Annotated in this window: 15 protein-coding genes; 5 read left to right on the plus strand and 10 right to left on the minus strand. The window is 66.3% G+C overall.

The genetic code is table 11. The annotated features are described in order from the left end of the window. The first annotated feature begins 12 nt into the window (after positions 1-12). Positions 13-1,248 carry a cysteine--1-D-myo-inosityl 2-amino-2-deoxy-alpha-D-glucopyranoside ligase gene (gene mshC / locus A5753_RS17265; RefSeq protein WP_067130651.1) on the plus strand — a complete coding sequence of 412 codons (1,236 nt, stop codon included), beginning with the start codon at positions 13-15 and terminating at the stop codon, positions 1,246-1,248. Positions 1,249-1,280: 32 nt separating this feature from the next. Beyond that, complete coding sequence (locus A5753_RS17270) at positions 1,281-2,159, plus strand: SDR family oxidoreductase (RefSeq protein WP_067130653.1); 879 nt, start codon at positions 1,281-1,283, stop codon at positions 2,157-2,159. Here A5753_RS17270 and A5753_RS17275 read toward each other — a convergent pair. Both A5753_RS17275 and A5753_RS17280 read right to left on the minus strand, forming a co-directional pair. Beyond that, a complete protein-coding gene (locus A5753_RS17275; RefSeq protein ID WP_067130655.1) occupies positions 2,156-3,619 on the minus strand; it encodes an amino acid permease in 1,464 nt (487 codons plus the stop codon). The genes A5753_RS17270 and A5753_RS17275 overlap by 4 nt on opposite strands. Before the next feature lie 65 nt (positions 3,620-3,684). Continuing rightward, the gene (locus A5753_RS17280; RefSeq protein ID WP_197694726.1) at positions 3,685-4,575 is read right to left on the minus strand and encodes a PAC2 family protein; all 891 of its coding nucleotides are present in this window, start codon (positions 4,573-4,575) and stop codon (positions 3,685-3,687) included. Positions 4,576-4,682: 107 nt separating this feature from the next. Here A5753_RS17280 and A5753_RS24420 point away from each other — a divergent pair, with 107 nt between their 5' ends. From A5753_RS24420 to A5753_RS17290, 3 genes are all read left to right on the plus strand, one after another. Beyond that, positions 4,683-4,916: a hypothetical protein gene (locus tag A5753_RS24420; RefSeq protein WP_156656147.1), complete on the plus strand. Its 234-nt coding sequence runs from the start codon at positions 4,683-4,685 to the stop codon at positions 4,914-4,916. 136 nt (positions 4,917-5,052) lie between these two features. Next, a complete protein-coding gene (gene metH, locus A5753_RS17285) occupies positions 5,053-8,832 on the plus strand; it encodes a methionine synthase (protein WP_067130657.1) in 3,780 nt (1,259 codons plus the stop codon). Positions 8,833-8,865: 33 nt separating this feature from the next. Further along, complete coding sequence (locus A5753_RS17290) at positions 8,866-9,147, plus strand: hypothetical protein (protein ID WP_067130659.1); 282 nt, start codon at positions 8,866-8,868, stop codon at positions 9,145-9,147. A gap of 13 nt (positions 9,148-9,160) precedes the next feature. Here the strand turns inward: A5753_RS17290 and malQ are convergent, their stop codons facing one another. From malQ to A5753_RS17330, 8 genes are all read right to left on the minus strand, one after another. Continuing rightward, positions 9,161-11,158 carry a 4-alpha-glucanotransferase gene (gene malQ, locus A5753_RS17295; protein WP_067130661.1) on the minus strand — a complete coding sequence of 666 codons (1,998 nt, stop codon included), beginning with the start codon at positions 11,156-11,158 and terminating at the stop codon, positions 9,161-9,163. 201 nt (positions 11,159-11,359) lie between these two features. Further along, the gene (locus A5753_RS17300; RefSeq protein WP_067130663.1) at positions 11,360-12,127 is read right to left on the minus strand and encodes a mannan-binding family protein; all 768 of its coding nucleotides are present in this window, start codon (positions 12,125-12,127) and stop codon (positions 11,360-11,362) included. An 18-nt stretch (positions 12,128-12,145) separates the two neighbouring features. Further along, the gene (locus A5753_RS17305; protein ID WP_067130665.1) at positions 12,146-12,874 is read right to left on the minus strand and encodes a tetratricopeptide repeat protein; all 729 of its coding nucleotides are present in this window, start codon (positions 12,872-12,874) and stop codon (positions 12,146-12,148) included. A gap of 26 nt (positions 12,875-12,900) precedes the next feature. Then, positions 12,901-14,160 carry an MlaD family protein gene (locus A5753_RS17310; protein WP_067130668.1) on the minus strand — a complete coding sequence of 420 codons (1,260 nt, stop codon included), beginning with the start codon at positions 14,158-14,160 and terminating at the stop codon, positions 12,901-12,903. Then, the gene (locus A5753_RS17315; protein ID WP_197694727.1) at positions 14,157-15,389 is read right to left on the minus strand and encodes an MCE family protein; all 1,233 of its coding nucleotides are present in this window, start codon (positions 15,387-15,389) and stop codon (positions 14,157-14,159) included. Before A5753_RS17315 ends, A5753_RS17310 begins: the two co-directional genes overlap by 4 nt. Next, positions 15,386-16,507, minus strand: coding sequence for an MCE family protein (locus tag A5753_RS17320; protein WP_067130723.1), 1,122 nt, complete (start codon positions 16,505-16,507; stop codon positions 15,386-15,388). Before A5753_RS17320 ends, A5753_RS17315 begins: the two co-directional genes overlap by 4 nt. Next, positions 16,498-17,553, minus strand: coding sequence for an MCE family protein (locus tag A5753_RS17325; RefSeq protein ID WP_067130672.1), 1,056 nt, complete (start codon positions 17,551-17,553; stop codon positions 16,498-16,500). The genes A5753_RS17320 and A5753_RS17325 overlap by 10 nt, the downstream gene beginning before the upstream one ends. Next, a complete protein-coding gene (locus A5753_RS17330; protein ID WP_067130721.1) occupies positions 17,546-18,601 on the minus strand; it encodes an MlaD family protein in 1,056 nt (351 codons plus the stop codon). Before A5753_RS17330 ends, A5753_RS17325 begins: the two co-directional genes overlap by 8 nt. Between the last annotated feature and the right edge of the window lies 1 nt (position 18,602).

The raw sequence follows: 18,602 nt of genomic DNA on the forward strand, positions 1-18,602 counted from the left end.
AGGCTGATTGCCATGCGGTCGTGGTCGTCCCCACAGGTTCCGGTGTTGCCGGGACGCGGTCCGGAGCTTCGGCTGTACGACACGTCTGACCGGCAGGTGCGTCCCGTGGCGGCCGGTTCGACCGCCACGATGTATGTCTGTGGCATCACCCCCTACGACGCGACCCACCTGGGGCACGCCGCGACCTATTTGGCCTTCGACCTGATCCACCGGCAATGGCTGGATCTCGGCCACGACGTCCACTACGTCCAGAACGTGACCGACGTCGACGATCCGTTGTTGGAGCGCGCCGAGCGCGACGGCATCGACTGGGGCGACCTGGCCGAGCGTGAGGTGTCGCTGTACCGCGAAGACATGGCGGCGCTGCGCATCCTGGCGCCACGCGAGTACGTCGGCGCGACCGAGGCCATCGCCGAGGTCGTCGAACTCGTCGAGAAGATGCTGGCGTCGGGAGCAGCTTACGTCGTCGACGGCGAATATCCGGACGTCTACTACCGCGCCGACGCCACGCCGCAGTTCGGGTACGAATCCGGCTATGACCGCGACACCATGCTGCGACTGTTCTCCGAGCGCGGCGGCGACCCGCAACGCCCCGGCAAGACCGATGAGCTCGACGCCCTGCTGTGGCGGGCTGCCCGGCCCGGGGAGCCCAGCTGGCCCTCACCATTCGGCCCTGGCCGCCCAGGATGGCATGTCGAATGCGCGGCGATCGCGCTCAGCCGCATCGGCAGCGGTTTGGACATCCAGGGCGGGGGCAGTGACTTGATCTTCCCGCATCACGAGTTCACCGCCGCCCACGCCGAATGTGTTCGCGGCGAGCGGAGATTCGCGCGTCACTACGTGCATGCCGGGATGATCGGCTGGGGCGGGCACAAGATGTCCAAGAGCCGCGGCAACCTGGTGTTGGTGTCGCAGCTGCGCGCCCGGGGTGTCGAACCGGCGGCGATCCGGCTAGGACTGCTGGCCGGCCACTACCGCGCGGACCGGCATTGGAGCGATGAGGTGCTCGACGATGCCGTCGCCCGGCTGCGGCGCTGGCGCGACGCGACCGCGCTGGCGGCGGGTCCGGACGCCGCCGATGTGATCGCCCGGGTGCGTCAATACCTGGCCGATGACCTGAACACGCCCAAAGCGCTTGCCGCACTTGATGGTTGGACCACGGACGCGTTGGAATACGGCGGCCACGATGCCGAGGCGCCCGAGCTGGTGAGGACGGCCATCGACGCCCTACTGGGAGTGGCCATCTAGCCGAAGTCGCCCGCAACGGTACGTTGGCGAACATGCAATCGCTGCAGGATCAAGTCGTCTTCATTACCGGCGGCGCGCGGGGGATCGGGGCCGAGACCGCTCGCCGACTGTGCGCCAAGGGCGCCAAACTTGTGCTGACCGATCTCAACGAAACCGATTTGAAGTCGGTTGCCGCCGAGCTGGGCGAGGAACGGGTGCTGACGGCCGTCGCCGATGTGCGTGATCTGTCCGCGATGGAAGCCGCCGCCGCCCGCGCCGTCGAGCGTTTCGGGGGCATCGACGTGGTGGTGGCCAACGCCGGCATCGCCAGCTATGGCTCGGTGCTGCAGGTCGACTCCGACGCATTCCGACGGGTGCTCGACATCAACGTGCTGGGCGTCTTTCACACCGTGCGTGCCACTTTGCCGGCGCTGATCGAGCGCCGCGGTTACGTGCTCATCGTCTCTTCACTGGCCGCCTACACGGCCTGCCCAGGTCTGGCGCCGTACAACGCCTCCAAGGCGGGCGTCGAGCTGCTGGCCAACGCCCTGCGGCTGGAGGTGGCGGGGCGGGGCGTCACGGTCGGCTCGGCGCACATGTCCTGGATCGACACCGCCCTGGTCCGTGACACCCAGTCCGACCTGCCGGCGTTCAGCCAGTTGTTGGCCAGCTTGCCGTGGCCGCTGAACAAGACGACGACGGTCGACAAGTGCGCGGCCGCTTTCGTCAAGGGCATTGCGCGCCGTCGCACCCGCGTCTACTGCCCGCGCTGGGTGGCGCTGTTCCGTTGGGTGAAGCCGGTGCTGTCCAGCCGGGTGGGTGAGCTGCCCCTGCACAAGCCCACCGCCGAATTGTTGCCTCAGCTGGACGCCCAGGTCGCCGCGCTGGGCCGCTCCACCAGCGCCTACAACCGCGACCTCGGCACGTCCTAGCGGGTCTGGGCCCCGCGTTCCGACGCGACGGCGGCCACCCGGTTGCGCACCAGGAACCATCCGGCGCTCAGCGCCGGGATGACGACCACCACGGTCGCGATGGTCCAGGGGCCGGTCTCCTTGTCGAAGGCCATCATCACCAGCACACCGGCCAAAAACGCCAGGGTGAGATACCCCGAATACGGCGCCCATGGCATGCGGAATCGTGGCCGTTGGACGAGCCCGGCCCTGGCCAGCCGGTAGAACCGCAGCTGACACAGCACGATGGTCGCCCAGCACGCGATGATGCCCGGCGCGACGATGTTGAGCACGATCTCGAAGGCCTGGCCGGGGTTGACGGCGTTCAGCGCGATGCCGAGCAAGCAGATGGCGGCGGCCATGGCGATACCTACATAAGGCACCCCGTTCTTGGACATCCGGGTCGCAAATCTGGGCCCGCTGCCGCTGAACGCCATCGAGCGCATGATGCGCCCGGTGGAATACAGCCCCGCGTTAAGGCTGGACAAAGCGGCGGTGAGGACCACCACGTTCATCAGGTCGCCGGCGCCCTGGAAGCCGATCTTGGAAAAGAAGGTGACAAAAGGACTTTCGGTGGCCTTGTAGGACGTGTACGGCAGCAGCAGCGCGAGCAGCCCCACCGACCCGACGTAAAAGATCGCGATGCGCGCGATCACCGAATTGATGGCGCGCGGCATCACCTTCTCCGGCTCGGCGGTCTCCCCGGCGGCCGTCCCCACCAATTCGATTGCGGCATAGGCGAACACCACGCCGGAGGTGGTCAGCAGCACCGCTAGCACGCCGGAGGGGAACAGTCCGCCGTGGCCGGTCCACAGACTCGGCCCGGTGCTGTGACCGTCGATCCGGTAGCGGCCCACCAGAAAGACGATCCCGACGACCAGGAAGGCGACTAGCGCGAGAACCTTGACCAGCGCCGCCCAGAATTCCAGCTCACCGAACCACTCCACCGAGATCAGGTTCATCGACAGCACGACGACGAGGGCGAGCAGGGCCAGCACCCACTGGGGGATCGATTCGAAGGTCGTCCATCGACGCAGATAGGTGGCGATCGCGGTGGTGTCGACGATGGCCGTCATCGACCAGCCGAGGAAATACATCCAGCCGATGGCGTAGGCGGCCTTCTCGCCGAAGAATTCGCGGGAGTAGGACACGAATGAGCCGGAAGACGGACGGTGCAGGACCAATTCGCCCAGCGCTCGCAGGATGAGGAAGACAAAAACGCCGCACACGGCGTAGACCAGGAACATCCCGGGTCCGCCCTTGGCCAGCCGGCCGCCCGCGCCCAGGAACAGCCCGGAGCCGATCGCGCCGCCGATGCCGATCATCTGCACTTGCCGGGCCTTGAGTCCCTTGCGGTAACCGGCGTCCTCGCCGACCTCGCCGGCTACAGGGTCTGCGCCGGCGACAGGATTTGGGTTGCCGTCACCAGGCAACGCGGCCATGAAACGTCCAATCGTGGTCGTCCGCCCAGCCCGGGACGGGTGGCTACCGGATGAAGAGGCTGCGCTTAGCGACCGAAGCCCGGGCGACGGCGGCGCAGATAACGCTCGAACTCGGCCGCCAGCGCGTCGCCGTCGATCTTGCCCAGGGCGTCGTTCATGTCGACCTCGGCGTCGCCGCGTTGCTCGAGCGACAGCACGTACTCGGCGAGGTCCTCGTCCTCGGCGGTCATCTCGGTGACCGCCTGCTCCCAGTCCTCGGCGTCCGTTGGCAGGTCGGCCAGCGGCACCTCGATGTCGAGCACGTCTTCGACACGGCGCAGCAGGGCCACCGTCGCCTTCGGGTTCGGCGGCTGTGAGACGTAGTGCGGCACCGCCGCCCAAAACGTCACCGCGGGAATCCCGGCGGCCACGCAGGAGTCCTGAAACACCCCGGCGATGCCGGTCGGGCCTTCGTAACGGCTTTCCTCGAGGCCGAAGCGTTTCGCGGACTCGGGGGAGTAGGCGGCGCCCGACACCGGGACCGGCCGGGTGTGCGGGGTGTCGGCCAGCAGGGCGCCCAGGATCACTACGGTGTCCACGTTGAGCTTGTCGGCGATGGCCACCAGCTCCGAGCAGAAGGTGCGCCAGCGCATGTTGGGTTCCACCCCATGCATCAGGACGACGTCGCGGTCGCTGCCCGGGGGCCGGCAGTGCGAGATCCGCATGGCCGGCCACACCAGCTCGCGGGTCACCCCGTCCACCTGCCGGATCACCGGGCGATTCACCTGGTAGTCGTAGTACGCCTCGTCGTCGATCTCCAAAATCGGGTCGGCTTCCCAGATGGCCTCGAGGTGTTCCAGCGCGTCGCTGGCCGCGTCACCGGCGTCGTTCCAGCCCTCGAACGCGGCCACGACGACGGTCTGGTGCAGTTCGGGCAGCGCGGCTTTGCCGAAGGGGGGGCCGTCGGGCGGAGTCACAGAATCAGCGTACGGCCTCACGGCCCGATGTTCGGGGCGTGGTGGCCGTGGATTGTCGGCCGATTGACGCTCACCGGGACTTTACATAGGACGACTATGCTTATGGCGTGACTGCCGCTGACGAACACCGCGACGACGCGGCCATCTGCCACACCCTGGCGCGGCGGGTGGTGGTCGGCGACGACGCGATGGGTACCCAGCTACGGGCTGCCGGTTTGACCGCGGACGACGTCCACCACCGGCGTCAACGGAGTCAAGACGAAATGCGCTTGGCTGCAAACTGGTTAACCTTGGTAAGTACCTCGCCGCTGGTCTTCGCGAACTGTCGATCGCGGCGATGAGTTGGGCGTCCAGAAGTCGATCGGGTGACGACGTAGACTTCTCTGGTCGAGAGGCGTTGCAACGGTTCCGGTTCCCTGCCGGTATCCGCCACGCTCGGCAGAGTCAAGGACGCCTTCCGCTACGGAAGGAACGTGCGTGAACGCCTCTGAGTCGAATAGCTCGGCGTCGAAGACATTCGCGCCGAGCATCCGCGCCGACTGCACCGATGAGCTGACGGCGGCGCTGCGCCGGCGGATCATGGTGATCGACGGCGCGATGGGCACGGCGATCCAGCGGGACCGGCCGGACGAGGCAGGCTACCGCGGCGACCGGTTCACCGAGTGGCCGACGGCTCTTCAGGGCAACAACGACCTGCTCAACCTGACGCAGCCGCAAATCATCGAGGGCATCCACCGCGAGTACCTGGAGGCGGGCGCCGACATCCTGGAGACCAACACGTTCAACGCGAACGCGATCTCGCTCTCCGACTACGACATGGCGGACCTCAGTTACGAGCTGAACTACGCAGGCGCCGCCCTGGCCCGCAAGGCGGCTGACGGGTTCAGCACCCCGGAAAAGCCCCGCTACGTCGCCGGCGCAATCGGGCCGACGACGCGCACCGCGTCGATCTCGCCGGACGTCAATGACCCCGGGGCCCGCAACGTCTCCTACGACCAACTGGTGGCCGCCTACCTCGAAGCCGCGAACGGCCTGGTGGACGGCGGTGCCGACCTGCTCATCATCGAGACGATCTTTGACTCGCTGAACGCCAAGGCGGCGGTGTTCGCCGTCGAGACGCTGTTCGAGGACCGCGGCCGCCGCTGGCCGCTGATCATCTCGGGCACCATCACCGATGCCTCCGGCCGCACGTTGTCCGGCCAGGTCACCGAGGCGTTCTGGAACTCCATCAGGCACGCCAAGCCGATCGCGGTGGGCCTCAACTGTGCCCTGGGCGCGCCGGAGATGCGGCCCTACATCGCCGAGGTGTCGCGGATCGCGGACACCTTCGTCTCCTGCTACCCGAACGCCGGCCTGCCCAACGCCTTCGGCGAATACGACGAGTCCCCGGAGCGGCAGGCCTCCTACATCGCCGACTTCGCCGAGGCCGGCCTGGTCAACCTGGTCGGCGGTTGCTGCGGAACGGCGCCGCCGCACATCGCCGAGATCGCCAAGGTCGTCGAGGGCAAACCGCCGCGCGACGTGCCGGAAATCCCGGTGGCTACCCGGCTTTCCGGGCTGGAGCCTCTCAACATCACCGACGACTCATTGTTCGTGAACATCGGTGAGCGCACCAACATCACCGGCTCCGCCCGGTTCCGGAATCTGATCAAGGCCGAGGACTACGACACCGCGCTGTCGGTCGCCCTGCAGCAGGTCGAGGTCGGTGCGCAGGTCATCGACATCAACATGGACGAGGGCATGATCGACGGCGTCGCCGCGATGGACCGATTCACCAAGTTGATCGCGGCAGAGCCGGACATCAGCCGCGTCCCGGTGATGATCGACTCCTCCAAGTGGGAGGTCATCGAGGCGGGCCTGAAGAACGTGCAGGGCAAGCCGATCGTCAACTCGATCTCCATGAAGGAGGGCGAGGAGAAGTTCATCCGCGAGGCACGGCTGTGCCGCAAGTACGGCGCGGCCGTCGTCGTGATGGCCTTCGACGAACAGGGTCAGGCCGACAACCTGGAGCGCCGCAAACAGATCTGCGGGCGTGCCTACCGGATCCTGACCGAAGAGGTCGGCTTCCCGCCCGAGGACATCATCTTCGACCCGAACTGCTTTGCGCTGGCGACCGGCATCGAGGAGCACGCGACGTACGGCATCGACTTCATCGAGGCCTGCGCCTGGATCAAGGAAAACCTTCCCGGCGTGCACATCTCCGGCGGCATCTCCAACGTGTCGTTCTCGTTCCGGGGCAACAACCCCGTCCGTGAGGCGATCCACGCGGTGTTCCTGTTCCACGCCATCAAGGCCGGGCTGGACATGGGCATCGTCAACGCCGGCGCGCTGGTGCCCTACGACTCGATCGACTCCGAGCTGCGGGACCGCATCGAGGACGTCGTCCTGAACCGACGCGAGGATGCGGCCGAACGGCTGCTGGAAATCGCCGAGCGGTACAACAAGTCGGAAAAGGCCGAGGACCCGAAGGCCGCCGAGTGGCGATCCCTGCCGGTCCGCGAGCGGATCACCCACGCTCTGGTCAAGGGCATCGACGCCGACGTCGAGACTGACACCGAGGAGCTGCGGGCCGAGATCGCCGCCGCGGGTGGTCGGCCGATCGAGGTGATCGAGGGTCCGCTGATGGACGGGATGAACGTCGTCGGCGACCTCTTTGGCTCCGGCAAGATGTTCCTGCCCCAGGTGGTGAAGTCGGCGCGGGTGATGAAGAAGGCCGTGGCGTACCTGCTGCCGTTCATCGAGGCGGAGAAGGCGGCGCCGCTGCCCGGGGAGGCTGTGAAGAAGGACACCAACGGCACCATCGTGATGGCGACGGTGAAGGGCGACGTCCACGACATCGGCAAGAACATCGTGGGGGTCGTCTTGCAGTGCAACAACTTTGAGGTGATCGACCTCGGCGTGATGGTGCCCGCTCAGAAGATCCTGGACGCGGCGAAGGAGCACGACGCCGACATCATCGGGCTGTCCGGCCTGATCACGCCGTCGCTGGACGAGATGGCCAACTTCGCCGTCGAGATGGAGCGCGAGGGCCTGGAGATCCCGCTGTTGATCGGTGGCGCGACCACCTCGCGCGCCCACACGGCCGTGAAGATATCGCCGCGTCGCAGCGGTCCGGTGGTTTGGGTCAAGGACGCGTCCCGCTCGGTGCCCGTCGCCGCCGCGCTGCTCGACGACAAGCAACGGCCGGCCCTGCTGGAGGCGACCGAGAAGGACTATGCGTCCCTGCGCGAACGGCACTCGCAGAAGAACGAGCGGCCGATGCTGACGCTCCAGATGGCCCGCGCGAACCGGACGCCGATCGACTGGGACGGCTACACGCCGCCGGTGCCGGCCCAGGGTCTCGGTGTGCGGGAGTTCCTCGACTACGACCTCGCCGAGTTGCGCGAGTACATCGACTGGCAGCCGTTCTTCAACGCCTGGGAGATGAAGGGCCGCTTCCCCGACATCCTCAACAACCCGTCCTCGGGTGAGGCCGCCCGCAAGCTCTACGACGACGCACAGCAGATGCTCGACACCCTGATCAAAGAGAAGTGGCTGACGGCCAACGGGGTGATCGGGTTCTTTCCGGCGAACGCGGTCGGCTCCGGTAGTGAAGACATCGAGGTGTACACCGACGACACCCGCACCGAGGTGCTGACCACGCTGCACCACCTGCGCCAGCAGGGCGAGCACCGGGAGGGCATCCCGAACCGGTCGCTGGGCGACTACATCGCGCCCAAGGACACCGGTCTGGCCGACTACGTGGGCGGCTTCGCGGTCACCGCCGGGCTCGGCAGCCAGGAGAAGATCGCGGAGTTCAAGGCGGCCCTCGACGACTACAGCGCGATCCTGCTGGAGTCGGTCGCCGACCGGCTCGCGGAGGCCTTCGCCGAACGGATGCATCAGCGAGTCCGCAAGGAGTTCTGGGGATTCCAGCCGGACGAGCAGCTGGATAACGAGGCACTCATCGAGGAGAAGTACCGGGGAATCCGCCCTGCCCCCGGCTACCCGGCCTGCCCGGAACACACCGAGAAGGTGACGCTCTGGGAGTTGATGGACGTCCGGGCGCGGACCGGCATCGAGCTGACCGAATCGATGGCGATGTGGCCCGGTGCGGCGGTCAGCGGCTGGTATTTCTCGCACCCGCAGTCGCAGTACTTCGTGGTCGGCCGGATGGCCCAGGACCAGGTCGCCGACTACGCGAGGCGCAAGGGGTGGACCCTGGCCGAAGCCGAGCGCTGGCTCGCGCCCAACCTTGGCTACAACCCCGAGGACTGACCTGATCGTGCCGAGCCAGGGGGAGGGACGCTCATGCTGGGGCGAGAGTTGAATCGCATTGCCGACATCGCCGTCGAGGCCGGCAATGCCACGGTTCTGCACGTTCGGCGCATCGTTGGAGCGCTGGGCACCGCCCTTGACCGCAGCAGGCGTGAACTCAGCGACTTAGCCTGGGACTACAGCGATCTGGTGGCGAGCGTCCATTTCACGGCCAGCAGCAGCCGCGCGTCCACCGGGGACGACGGTCAGGTGATGCACAGCGAGCACGTTGCCGATGTGATATCGATCGACTTGCGTCGCGGGCAGGCCAACTGACCCGTACCGCGGGTCAGCCCCCGGCGGCGGCCTGAAATATGGCGGCGATCTCGGCGACTCGTGGATCGTCGCGCAGCTGCTCGACCGTCTCAGGGAGCGGCAAACGCCAATTGGGGTATTCGTCAATGGTCCCAGGCAAATTCGGTTGTCGCGGCTCGGCGACGATGTCGTAGGGCGAGATCAGCTTCAACCTGCTCGGGGTCGCGGCCAGGAAGCGGTGCATCGCGACGATGACCTCGTTATCGTCCGGGTCGTCCGGGTCGGCCGGCAGCAACCCTTCCGAACGCAGCAAGGCCAGCCACTCGGCCTTTTCCTTCTCGGCTGACGCTTGTTCGGCCGGCACATCATCGAGCAGGCCGAGCTCCGCGCGCACCCGCACGTGTTCGCCGCGCAAAAAGCCGGCCGCAGTGGGCAGGTCGTGTGTGGACAGGCTCGCGGCCGCGCGCTGGGGCCACCGCGACGAGGGCAGCAACGGTTGCTCGGCCACGGACTCGTCGCGGGTGAACCAGGAGACCGCGCAACCCAGCATTCCGTTGTCGCCCAATGCTTCCGTGACTTCCGGCTCGACAGTGCCCAGGTCCTCGCCCACCACGGTCGCCCCGGCTCGCTGCGCTTCCAGCGCGAGCGCGGCAAGCATGACGTCGGCGTCGTAATGGACGTAGGTGCCCCGGTCAGCGGAGTCGCCTGGCGGTATCCACCACAGCCGCCACAAGCCCGCGACGTGGTCAATCCGTAGGCCGTCGGCGTGAACGAGTATGGCGCGCAACATTTCTCGCAGTGCGGTGTATCCGGTGGCGGCGAGCCGGTCCGGCCGCCAAGGCGGTAACCCCCAGTCCTGGCCGCGTGGGGTGAAATTGTCGGGCGGGGCACCGACGTGAACTCCGGTGGCCAGCATGTCCGCCAGGGCCCAGGCGTCGGCGCCGTCCGAGTCGACCCCGACCGGTAGGTCGTGCAAGACGCCCAGCGCCATGCCATTTCTTCGCGCGGCGTTGCGTACCTCGCGGAGCTGTTCGGCGCAGCATTGCTGTACCCAAGCATGAAAGGCGATCCGGGGCGCCAGCTCTCGGCGAGCCGCGGTGACGCCCGGCCCGTCGACCGTGTGCAGCGATTCGGGCCATTGCGGCCAGCGGCCGCCGTATCGCTCGGCCAGCGCGCAGTATGTAGCCCAGTCCCGCAATGCCGTGAAGGCGGGTGACTCATCCAATGGGCAAGGCCGGTTCTCGGCGCGCCACAGCAACTCCAGCGCCGAGCGCTTGGCCGCCCAGACGAGATCATGGTCGAGCCGCTTCGTGCCGGGTGAGACACGCAGTGCGTCAACTTCGGCGCGGGTTGCCGGGTCGGCTCGACGATAAGCTTCGAGGTCCTCGATGCGCAGTGCCAGCGGGTTGGCAAATCGTCGGCTGGACGGGGTGTAGGGCGAGGGCTGCACTGGGTGTGTCGGTCCCGGCGCATTCAGCGGGTTGAGCAATATCGCGCCCGCTCCGTGGTCGGTTGCGGTCCATTCGATGAATTCCCGCAAGTCCCCGAGATCGCCGATGCCCCACGAGCGACCCGAGCGCAGCGCGTACAGCTGCAGCATCCATCCCCAGGTGATTGGAGTTTGGGGCACCCGTGGCGGAGCCGCTACCAGGGTGACTTCCTGGCCAACCTTGGTGTGCAGCCGGTACCAGCCTGGCGACAAATCGCCGGGCAGTTCGTCGCGTACATCGGTCTGGCTACCGTCCTCGCCGACCAATGCGGTCGCCCCGGGAAACGGTCGCGGCCGGCCGTCGACCCGTGTAGCGACCGTCGGCGCCAAAGCTCCCGCGCGGTCGCGCTCGGCTAACCGTGCCAACTCGCGGCGCCGGTCGGCATCTGTGCCGGCATCGATCTCGAGCAACGCGAGTACTCGGACGACGACGTCGGCATCGACCTCGACCGGTTCGCGTCGTTCGTTGCGGTAGGAGGTCGCCACCCCATGGGCCTTGGCCAGTTGGCGCAGGTCGTCGGGCACCCGTCTCGGTGTCGCCATCACAGTGTTCGCGATGGCGGCACGGTGAGTTGAATCTGTGAATGGTTGGCATCGCAAGCACGGGAGGTGCTCACACAGCGAAAATGTCGGCGCACTTCTGCAAGGTACCCACCCGGCGTTGGCTTACACCGAATCGCCGTGAGCGGCAGAGCCATCATCCAACGGCATTGCCCCGCAAGCACTGCGCGATCACAAACCCGCTCAAACGCGCAGCACCGGGCTCAGCGCCGACAGCGGGATGTGCGCCTGCACCGTGCCGCCGTCCATGAACCACTGCGGCAGGCCGGGGGAGAAGTTGATCGGCTCGTCGTGGCCGACCGGGTAGTCGGGCATGTAGATGATCAACTCGTCGGGTGTCAGCGCCCACGCCTTGTACGCGCCCGAGTAGACCTTGTCGGGGGTCCAACGGTCGAGGATGAACGGGTAGGTGCCCGGATCATGCGGTGGCGGAGCCTGATTGAGCGCCGTATCGATAAAGGGCGCGGCCAGCGGCGGGATGGCGGTCAGCGGGTTCGACGTCGTCAGATCGGCGAGCTGCACCCGTCTGCCCGCCGCCATGTCAAAGGTGAAGGTCCGGTAGGCGTTGTTGGGTTTGGGTCCGTCGGCGTGATAATCCTCGTGGAATACCGCACTGAGCAGGTTGCCGTGCCGGAAGACTTCGAAGTTCTCCTCGCCGTAGCTGTCGGCCGCCATGCTGACGTTGGCGGTCTTCCAGTTGTTGACCAAGGTGCGCAGATAGTCCCGGATCACCGGGCCGGTGGTCGGATTGTCGACCAGATCGTCGGGCACGGCGACCTTGATGTCGCGCACGGCGTTGCGTTCCGAGGTCACCGCGGTGTGGCAGTACTGGCCGTCCCAATTACCGCCGAGCTCGCCGCAGAATGACGGCGCGGACGCGTGCGTGGTCGCGGTGCCGAAAATGGTTGCGGCCGTTAACAATACGAAGGCGGCTGACAGTCGCTTCAGCATGAGAAGGTTCCGCTCGGCTCAGAGGAGTTGGACTTTGCTCGCGCGCCAGCGACCGTCGACCTTCTCCATGGTCATCTTGATCCTGCTGCGGTCGATGCGCGGGTCGGGTGCGGCCGTGTTGGTGACGGTCTGGTCGATGAAGAGCAGCACGACGACCCTGTCGGTGGATTCGGACTGAATCGCCGAGTCCACCACCACCCCGTGGGCTGTCGCCTTGTTGTCGATCAACAGCTGCCGGAGTTTCACGCTGGACTGGGTGTACATGTCCTTGAATTCGCCGGTAGCGCCGTCGAGCACCTGCTTGAAGTTGTCGTCGACCTTGTTCGAGTCGATGCTCGTCAGCACCTGTGCGTAGGCGATGGCCGCCTGCTGGGCCTGTTCACCCGCAGCCGTAACCTGGTGGTCCTGCCATTGCCGCCACCCGAAGTAACCCGAAACGGCAAGTGAGGCAACGAGTAACGCCGGCAGCGCGCTGCGACGCAGGTACTGGCGCCAGGGGCGCTTAGCCCGCTGAGCCCTGGGACTCTTGCGTTTGAGGAGCCCGGCCTCTTCATCCTGCTCGTCTTCGGCCTCCTCGTCTTCGGCCTGCTCGTCGCCCTCGTCCTGGGTCACTTCCTCGGCCGAATCCTCGGGGGCTCCGGCGGATTCGTCGGCGCGCGCCTCCTCGGCTTCCGCAACTCCCGGTGTGTCGGCGCCGGATTCCGTTTCGGTTTTCGGGTTCTTCTTGGTGGTCACGACCACGATCATCTCCTAAAGGTGGATGGGCCCGATGCTCAGTGCGGCGGTTCGATCGGCAGCTGCGGACCGCCGTAGGGGGTGGGAATTGTGTAGCGGCCCCGGGGGGTCGGGTCGGTTCGCTGGCCGAGGTTCGCGCCCGGCGGCGGACCGGCGGTGTCGTCGCCGCCCGGGCGCGGCGCGTTCTTGGCTCCGCGGATCGAGACGGCCGGGTCGTCGTCGCGGCAGTAGGTGTACATAAACGGCTCGTAGTAGTCGGCGGCGGACGGCGCGTGCGACGGCGTCCCGTAGTCGCACACGTAGCGGGGGTAGAGGTCGGCCGTCGCCCAGACCCCGCCGTCGTGAAACGCGCTCGTCACCGCGTCCAATACCGACCCGCGGTAGTCGGGGAACAGCGCGTTGAGCGCCGGCACCCGCAGATAGAACAGGTGCGACATGGTGGCCATGCTGCCCAGCAACTGCACCATGGTGTCGGAATTGTCCGCGAACAGATTGTCGACGGCCGAAAGGGTGCGCGGCGTCTGCCCCGTCAGCCGACGGTACCCGGCTTGCATTCGGGCGACACCGGTCAGCGTTCGATTGAGTTCGGTTGCGGTGGCGCCCAATCCGGCGTTCTTGTCGCTGGCCAGGGTGAGCACGACGCGGCTGGTCTTGATGATGCTGGTGGTTTGGGGCAGCACCGAATCCAGGGTCGAGAGCAGGAACGTGCCGCCGTCGACGATGGCGGTCAGCTTCGCCGGACCATCCTTGCTCAGACTCAATTCCTTCTTGATCAACTCGATCTTGTGCGGGTCGACCTGAGCCAGCAACCCGTCGGCGTCACCGAGCAACTGCGCCAGGCTGACCGGGACGGTCGTGTGGTCCAGGGCGATGCGGCTGCCGTCGTGCAGATACGGCCCGGCGTCGGACGCGGCTTCGAAGTTGATGAACTGCTCTCCTGCCGGCGAGAGCGCCGACACGTGCACGACGCTGTTCGCCGGGATCCGCACATTGGACGTGATGCTGGCGACCGCGTTCACCCCGTTGTCGGTGATCTGCAGCGACTCGACGCGGCCGATGCGCACTCCGCGCAGTGCGACGTCCTGATTGGGCAGCAGGCCGCCCGATTCCGTCAACTGCACGGTGACCCGGTAGGAAGAGGCGAAGGGCTTCACCCGCAGCGCGCCGATGAGCAGATAGGCGGTCGCCACGACCAGGATGAGCACCAAGCCGGCCACCGAGAGCCAAACCTGTTGCCGGTGACCCGTGCGCACCGCGCGGACAATGACATTGGCGGGGTTGGCGACGGCGCGCATCATGGCTGCGGTCCTGGCGGTCGCCCGGCCGGCGGTGGGGCCGGAGCCGGCGCTGGCCCGGGGGCAATGTCGATTTGGCCGGGGATGTTCGGGTCCGGGATGACCGGAACCTGTGGTGAATTGGGCCCCCGGCCGACCACGCGTTCCTGCAGCCGCCACAGGGTGTACTTGAGGGTGCCGACGAGCAGGTTGACGTTGTAGTGGTGCGGTCCGTGCAGGCCGATGTCACCGGGAAATCCGATATCGGGCAGCGACCCGAGCATGATCTTGTCCACGCCGACATTTACCGAAATCGAGTTGCCCGCAGTCGATTTAACCAGCGCGGGGACCAGCCGGTTGATCGACAGCCAGCTGGTATCCGGGCTCATCGCAACGTCGTTGGCGGCCTCGGCGATCGTGTTCAGGTCGCGGATCATGCTGCGGCCGCTGGTGTCGGTGCCGCCGATAGAGGGGAACCTCGCCAGTAATCGGGAGGTGTCACCCACCTGTACGGCCAGATTGGAGAGCTGACTTGTGTTGTCGGCCAGGGCCGAAGTGGCCGGGCTGGCGGCCACCACCAGATCGCTGATGGTCTGGTTCTTGTTGTCGAGTTGGTCGGCCAGGTTTGACAGTTGGGTCAGCGCGTGTGAGATCTGATCGGACCGGGCGTCCAACGTCCCCAGCAGCTCGTTGGACTTGCGGATCATGTCTCCGAACGCCTGGCCCTCGTCGCCGGTCGCCTTGCCGAAACCGTTGATGATGTTGGTGAAATTGCGAATCGCCCCGCCGTTCACCAGAATCGCCGCCGAGCTCAGCACCGACTCGACGGTCGCGGCGGCCGCGGTCGAATCCAGGCCGATGGTGTCGCCGTCGCGCAGCAGCGGTGTGTCCGCGGGATCATCGGCCGGTGGCTTGAGGGCGACGAACACGTCGCCCAGTGGTGTCGCGGTCCGCAATTCGGCGGTGCTGCCCCGCGGCAGTTGCACGCCTTCGCGGATGCGCAGCCGGGTGACGGCGGTGTAGTTGCGCGCGACCATCGATTCGAGCTGACCGACGTCGGCGCCGGCGAGTTTAACCTTGGCGTTCATCGGCAGATTCAGCGCGTTGGAGAAGACCGCGTTCAGCGAATATCCTCCCGAGCCCAACCCCGGGGCCGGAAGGGGCAGGCTGGCAAGGCCGTTCGTCGCGCAACCCGCGGTGACCATCGCCGCGGTGACCGCGGTCAATATGCCCCGCGCGCCCGTCGTCATCACTTCTGCCCCATGGCGGCCATACCGTCGAGCACATACGTCAGCCCGAAATCGGGGCCGAAGTCCTGGATGGTCCCCGTGCTGCAGCCCAGTTGCCGAAGGCCCATCAGATTGCAGATCTCTTTGGTGTACTGGCTGTCGAAGAGCAACCGATCCGTGAGGAAGCGGGCCCGCACACTGCCGTTCGCCCGGTCAATCATGTTGTAGGCGTTGTCGGCCACCAACGGAGCCAGATCCAGCAGCTCGGCCAGGTCGCGCCGCTGGTCGATTACCGTCTTCAGCGTGTCGTTGCCGTGGAGCACGGTCTTCTTGATGCTGTCGCGGTTTTCGTCGAGGAGGTCGCCGGCCCGCTGTATCAGCCGGTCGAGTTTGTGTCCGGTGCTGCCGCTGCCTAGGTCCTCGTCGGCCATGACCTGACTGACTTGGTGGATGGTGGAGGCGAATTCGCGCAACTTCGTGTCATTGGCGGCCACGGCGTCGAACAGCGTGCTGATGTTTTTGACGATGGTGGTGATCTGCTCGCGGGTCGCCCCGCCGCCGTCGCTGGACAGCCGCAGCGCCTCGGACAGCTCACCCAGCGCCGCCTTGATCTTCTCGCCGTTGCCGTTGACCACCTCGGTGCCGCCGCCCAGTACGTCGGCGATCGGCCCGCCGCCGTGGCCGTCACCCTCGAGCGATTTGGTCACCTTGTCCAAAACGTTGAGCACACTGCTGAATTCGACGGGCGTTTTGGTCCGGGGCAGCCCGATGGTGTCATGGTTCTCCAGGGTCGGTCCGCCGTGATAGGGGGGCGTGAGCTCGATCTGGCGGTCGGTGAGGATGGAGGTCGACACCGTGACGGCCTGTGCGGTGGCGGGCACTTTGACGTGCCGGTCGACGGTGAACTCGACTTCGACGTAGCCCCCCTTGGCGTTGATCTTGGTGATCTTCCCCACCGGCATACCCAACACCGCCACCTCGTTACCCTCGTAAAGGCCCGAGGCGCTGTCGAATTGGGCGGTCAGGGTGATCGTGTCCTCGTCGGAGCTCAGGGTCCAGCAGCCGATACCGACCGCCGCGGCGATGACAGCGACCACGGCGACGACGACCAGCGCCCTGGCGCCCAGCCCCTTCACTTGCAGTCCTTGAAGTACTGGATCATGCCGAACTGCTTGCCGCGCCCACTGATTGCGCACATCCAGGAGTCGATCAGCGGGACGTTGGGGGCGTTGAAGTTGATCGCGTTGCCGTCACCGGTGAGGTTTGCGGCTTCGCGGAAAAAGATCGGGCTGGTCTGCAGCATGCTGTGCAGCAGGTCGTCGTGTTGAGACATCAGGTTGGTGAAGTCGCGCACGTCTTTGATCAACGCGTCCAAACCCGAGCGATCGTTGACCACGACCTGGCTCATGGTGTCGACCAGGCTCGACAAGGACTGCATCATCGCGTGGAAAACGGCGCGCCGGGCGACGAATTGGCCCAACAGGTCTTGCCCCTGATCCACTAGAGCGCCGATGCCGGCTTGCTGGCGCCGCAGCGTGTTGGTCACCTGCTCGGTGCTGCGGAGCAGCTGTCCCAACTGGTCGCGTCGTACCGCGATGATCGACGACAGTGTGTTGATGTTCGTGATCGCCTGCGGCACAACGGCGGGCAGGCCCTCGAGTTGCTTGCCGAGCACCGCCAGCGACTGCGCGAACCGGTCCGAGTCCACCTGCTCGAAAGTGGTGGTCGCGTCCTGCAGTGCGGCCTGTAGGTCGTAGGGCACCTCGGTGTGCGCCAGGTCGAAGGTGTCGTGGGGCAGGCGAGCCGGGCCGCCGGGTTGCAGCGCCAAATAGCGCGAACCCAGGATGGTGGTGACCCTGATCTGCGCTCGGGAATCCTTGCCCAGCTTGATGTCGTCGCGGACCTTCAGGCCCGCCTCGACATGGTCGCCGACGAGTTTCATGCTGGTGACATTGCCCACCGGGATGCCCGCGACCACGATCGGGTTGCCGGCACGCAGCGAGGCCGCTTGGAGGAATTCGGCGGTGTAGTGCCGATAGCCGGCGCCGATCGCATGCACCAGCAGCATGACCGAGATCACCACCGCGACCACGGCCACGGCGATGAACCCGAGCCAGGTCTTGTTGTAGCTTTCCAGCGGACGCTTCGTCATCCCCGAAAGCCGTTGCCGTATCGACGCGTCAGCCATCGACCGTGCTCCTGCACCTCGGGGTGTGCCAGGCCCTGTTACCCGGCGTGGCAGCATTGATGATGATCGGCACCACGTCGTTGAGTCCGGGGAAGAACCCCATGAAGTTCACGTCGCACACGTAGGCATTGCCGTAGGCGCCCTGATTACCGACCCGGGTAAGGCCTTTGAGTAGCAGCGGGATGTTGTCGCCGAAGAACGCGACCTGCGGCTCGACGTCCATGATGTGTTTGGTGACACCGGGCTGACGATCGATGAATTCACGCAGTGCCGGATACACGTCCGTCGCCGACGCCGACAGCCGGTCGGTCACCCGGGCCAGTGAACCCACCGATGCGACCAGGTCCGGACGCCGCCGGTCGAGCTCGCCGACCACGCTGCGCGTCTGCGTGATGACCCCGTCGAGATTGTCGTTCTGCTGGGCCAGGTTGCCGACCACCTTGTTGAGATTGGTGATCACGCTGCCGAGGGCCTGATCGCGGCCCGCGAAAGTCTGTGTGAGCGTGGAGGTCTGGCCGACCAGCGTGGTGAGCGACGAGGTGTCGCCCTGCAACGACTGGATGATGCCCTTGGTGAGGTTGTCCGCATCATGCGGGTTCAGCAGGCTGAACAACGGTTCGTAGCCGTTGAGCAGGGTGGTCACGTCGAAAGATGGCTCGGTGCGTTCCGGCGGGATCGTGCTACCGGGCGGAAGCAGTTGCGGACTGCCTTCCTTGCCGATCGACAGTCCGAGGTAGCGCTGCCCGACGATGTTCTGATAGGTAACCGACGCGAGCGTGTTTCCGAACAGCCGCTGTTCGGACTGCACGACGAACGAGACCTTCGCCAATTTCCCGTCGAGTTCCACCTTTTCGACGCGGCCCACGCGAACCCCGGCTACGCGGACGTCGTCGCCTTCGCGAAGCCCATACACGTCGGTGAACACCGCCGAATACCTGGCGGTGTTTCCGGCCACGTCACGGCGCAGGCTCACATACACCAGCCAGGTCAGCGTCAACGAGACGATCATGAACAGGGTCAGCGCGATGAGGGGGCCCCGAAACCTCATG

The sequence above is a fragment of the Mycobacterium sp. 852002-51971_SCH5477799-a genome (genome assembly GCF_001667145.1).
In the GTDB taxonomy this organism is placed as follows: domain Bacteria; phylum Actinomycetota; class Actinomycetes; order Mycobacteriales; family Mycobacteriaceae; genus Mycobacterium.

What these genes read in the sequence shown, in the direction of transcription:
- mshC (WP_067130651.1), top strand. Translation starts at nt 13, where the DNA reads ATGCGGTCGTGGTCGTCCCCACAGGTTCCGGTGTTGCCGGGACGCGGT.
- A5753_RS17270 (WP_067130653.1), top strand. Translation starts at nt 1,281, where the DNA reads ATGCAATCGCTGCAGGATCAAGTCGTCTTCATTACCGGCGGCGCGCGG.
- A5753_RS17275 (WP_067130655.1), bottom strand. Translation starts at nt 3,619, where the DNA reads ATGGCCGCGTTGCCTGGTGACGGCAACCCAAATCCTGTCGCCGGCGCA.
- A5753_RS17290 (WP_067130659.1), top strand. Translation starts at nt 8,866, where the DNA reads ATGCTGGGGCGAGAGTTGAATCGCATTGCCGACATCGCCGTCGAGGCC.
- malQ (WP_067130661.1), bottom strand. Translation starts at nt 11,158, where the DNA reads ATGGCGACACCGAGACGGGTGCCCGACGACCTGCGCCAACTGGCCAAG.
- A5753_RS17300 (WP_067130663.1), bottom strand. Translation starts at nt 12,127, where the DNA reads ATGCTGAAGCGACTGTCAGCCGCCTTCGTATTGTTAACGGCCGCAACC.
- A5753_RS17305 (WP_067130665.1), bottom strand. Translation starts at nt 12,874, where the DNA reads ATGATCGTGGTCGTGACCACCAAGAAGAACCCGAAAACCGAAACGGAA.
- A5753_RS17310 (WP_067130668.1), bottom strand. Translation starts at nt 14,160, where the DNA reads ATGATGCGCGCCGTCGCCAACCCCGCCAATGTCATTGTCCGCGCGGTG.
- A5753_RS17325 (WP_067130672.1), bottom strand. Translation starts at nt 17,553, where the DNA reads ATGGCTGACGCGTCGATACGGCAACGGCTTTCGGGGATGACGAAGCGT.
- A5753_RS17330 (WP_067130721.1), bottom strand. Translation starts at nt 18,601, where the DNA reads ATGAGGTTTCGGGGCCCCCTCATCGCGCTGACCCTGTTCATGATCGTC.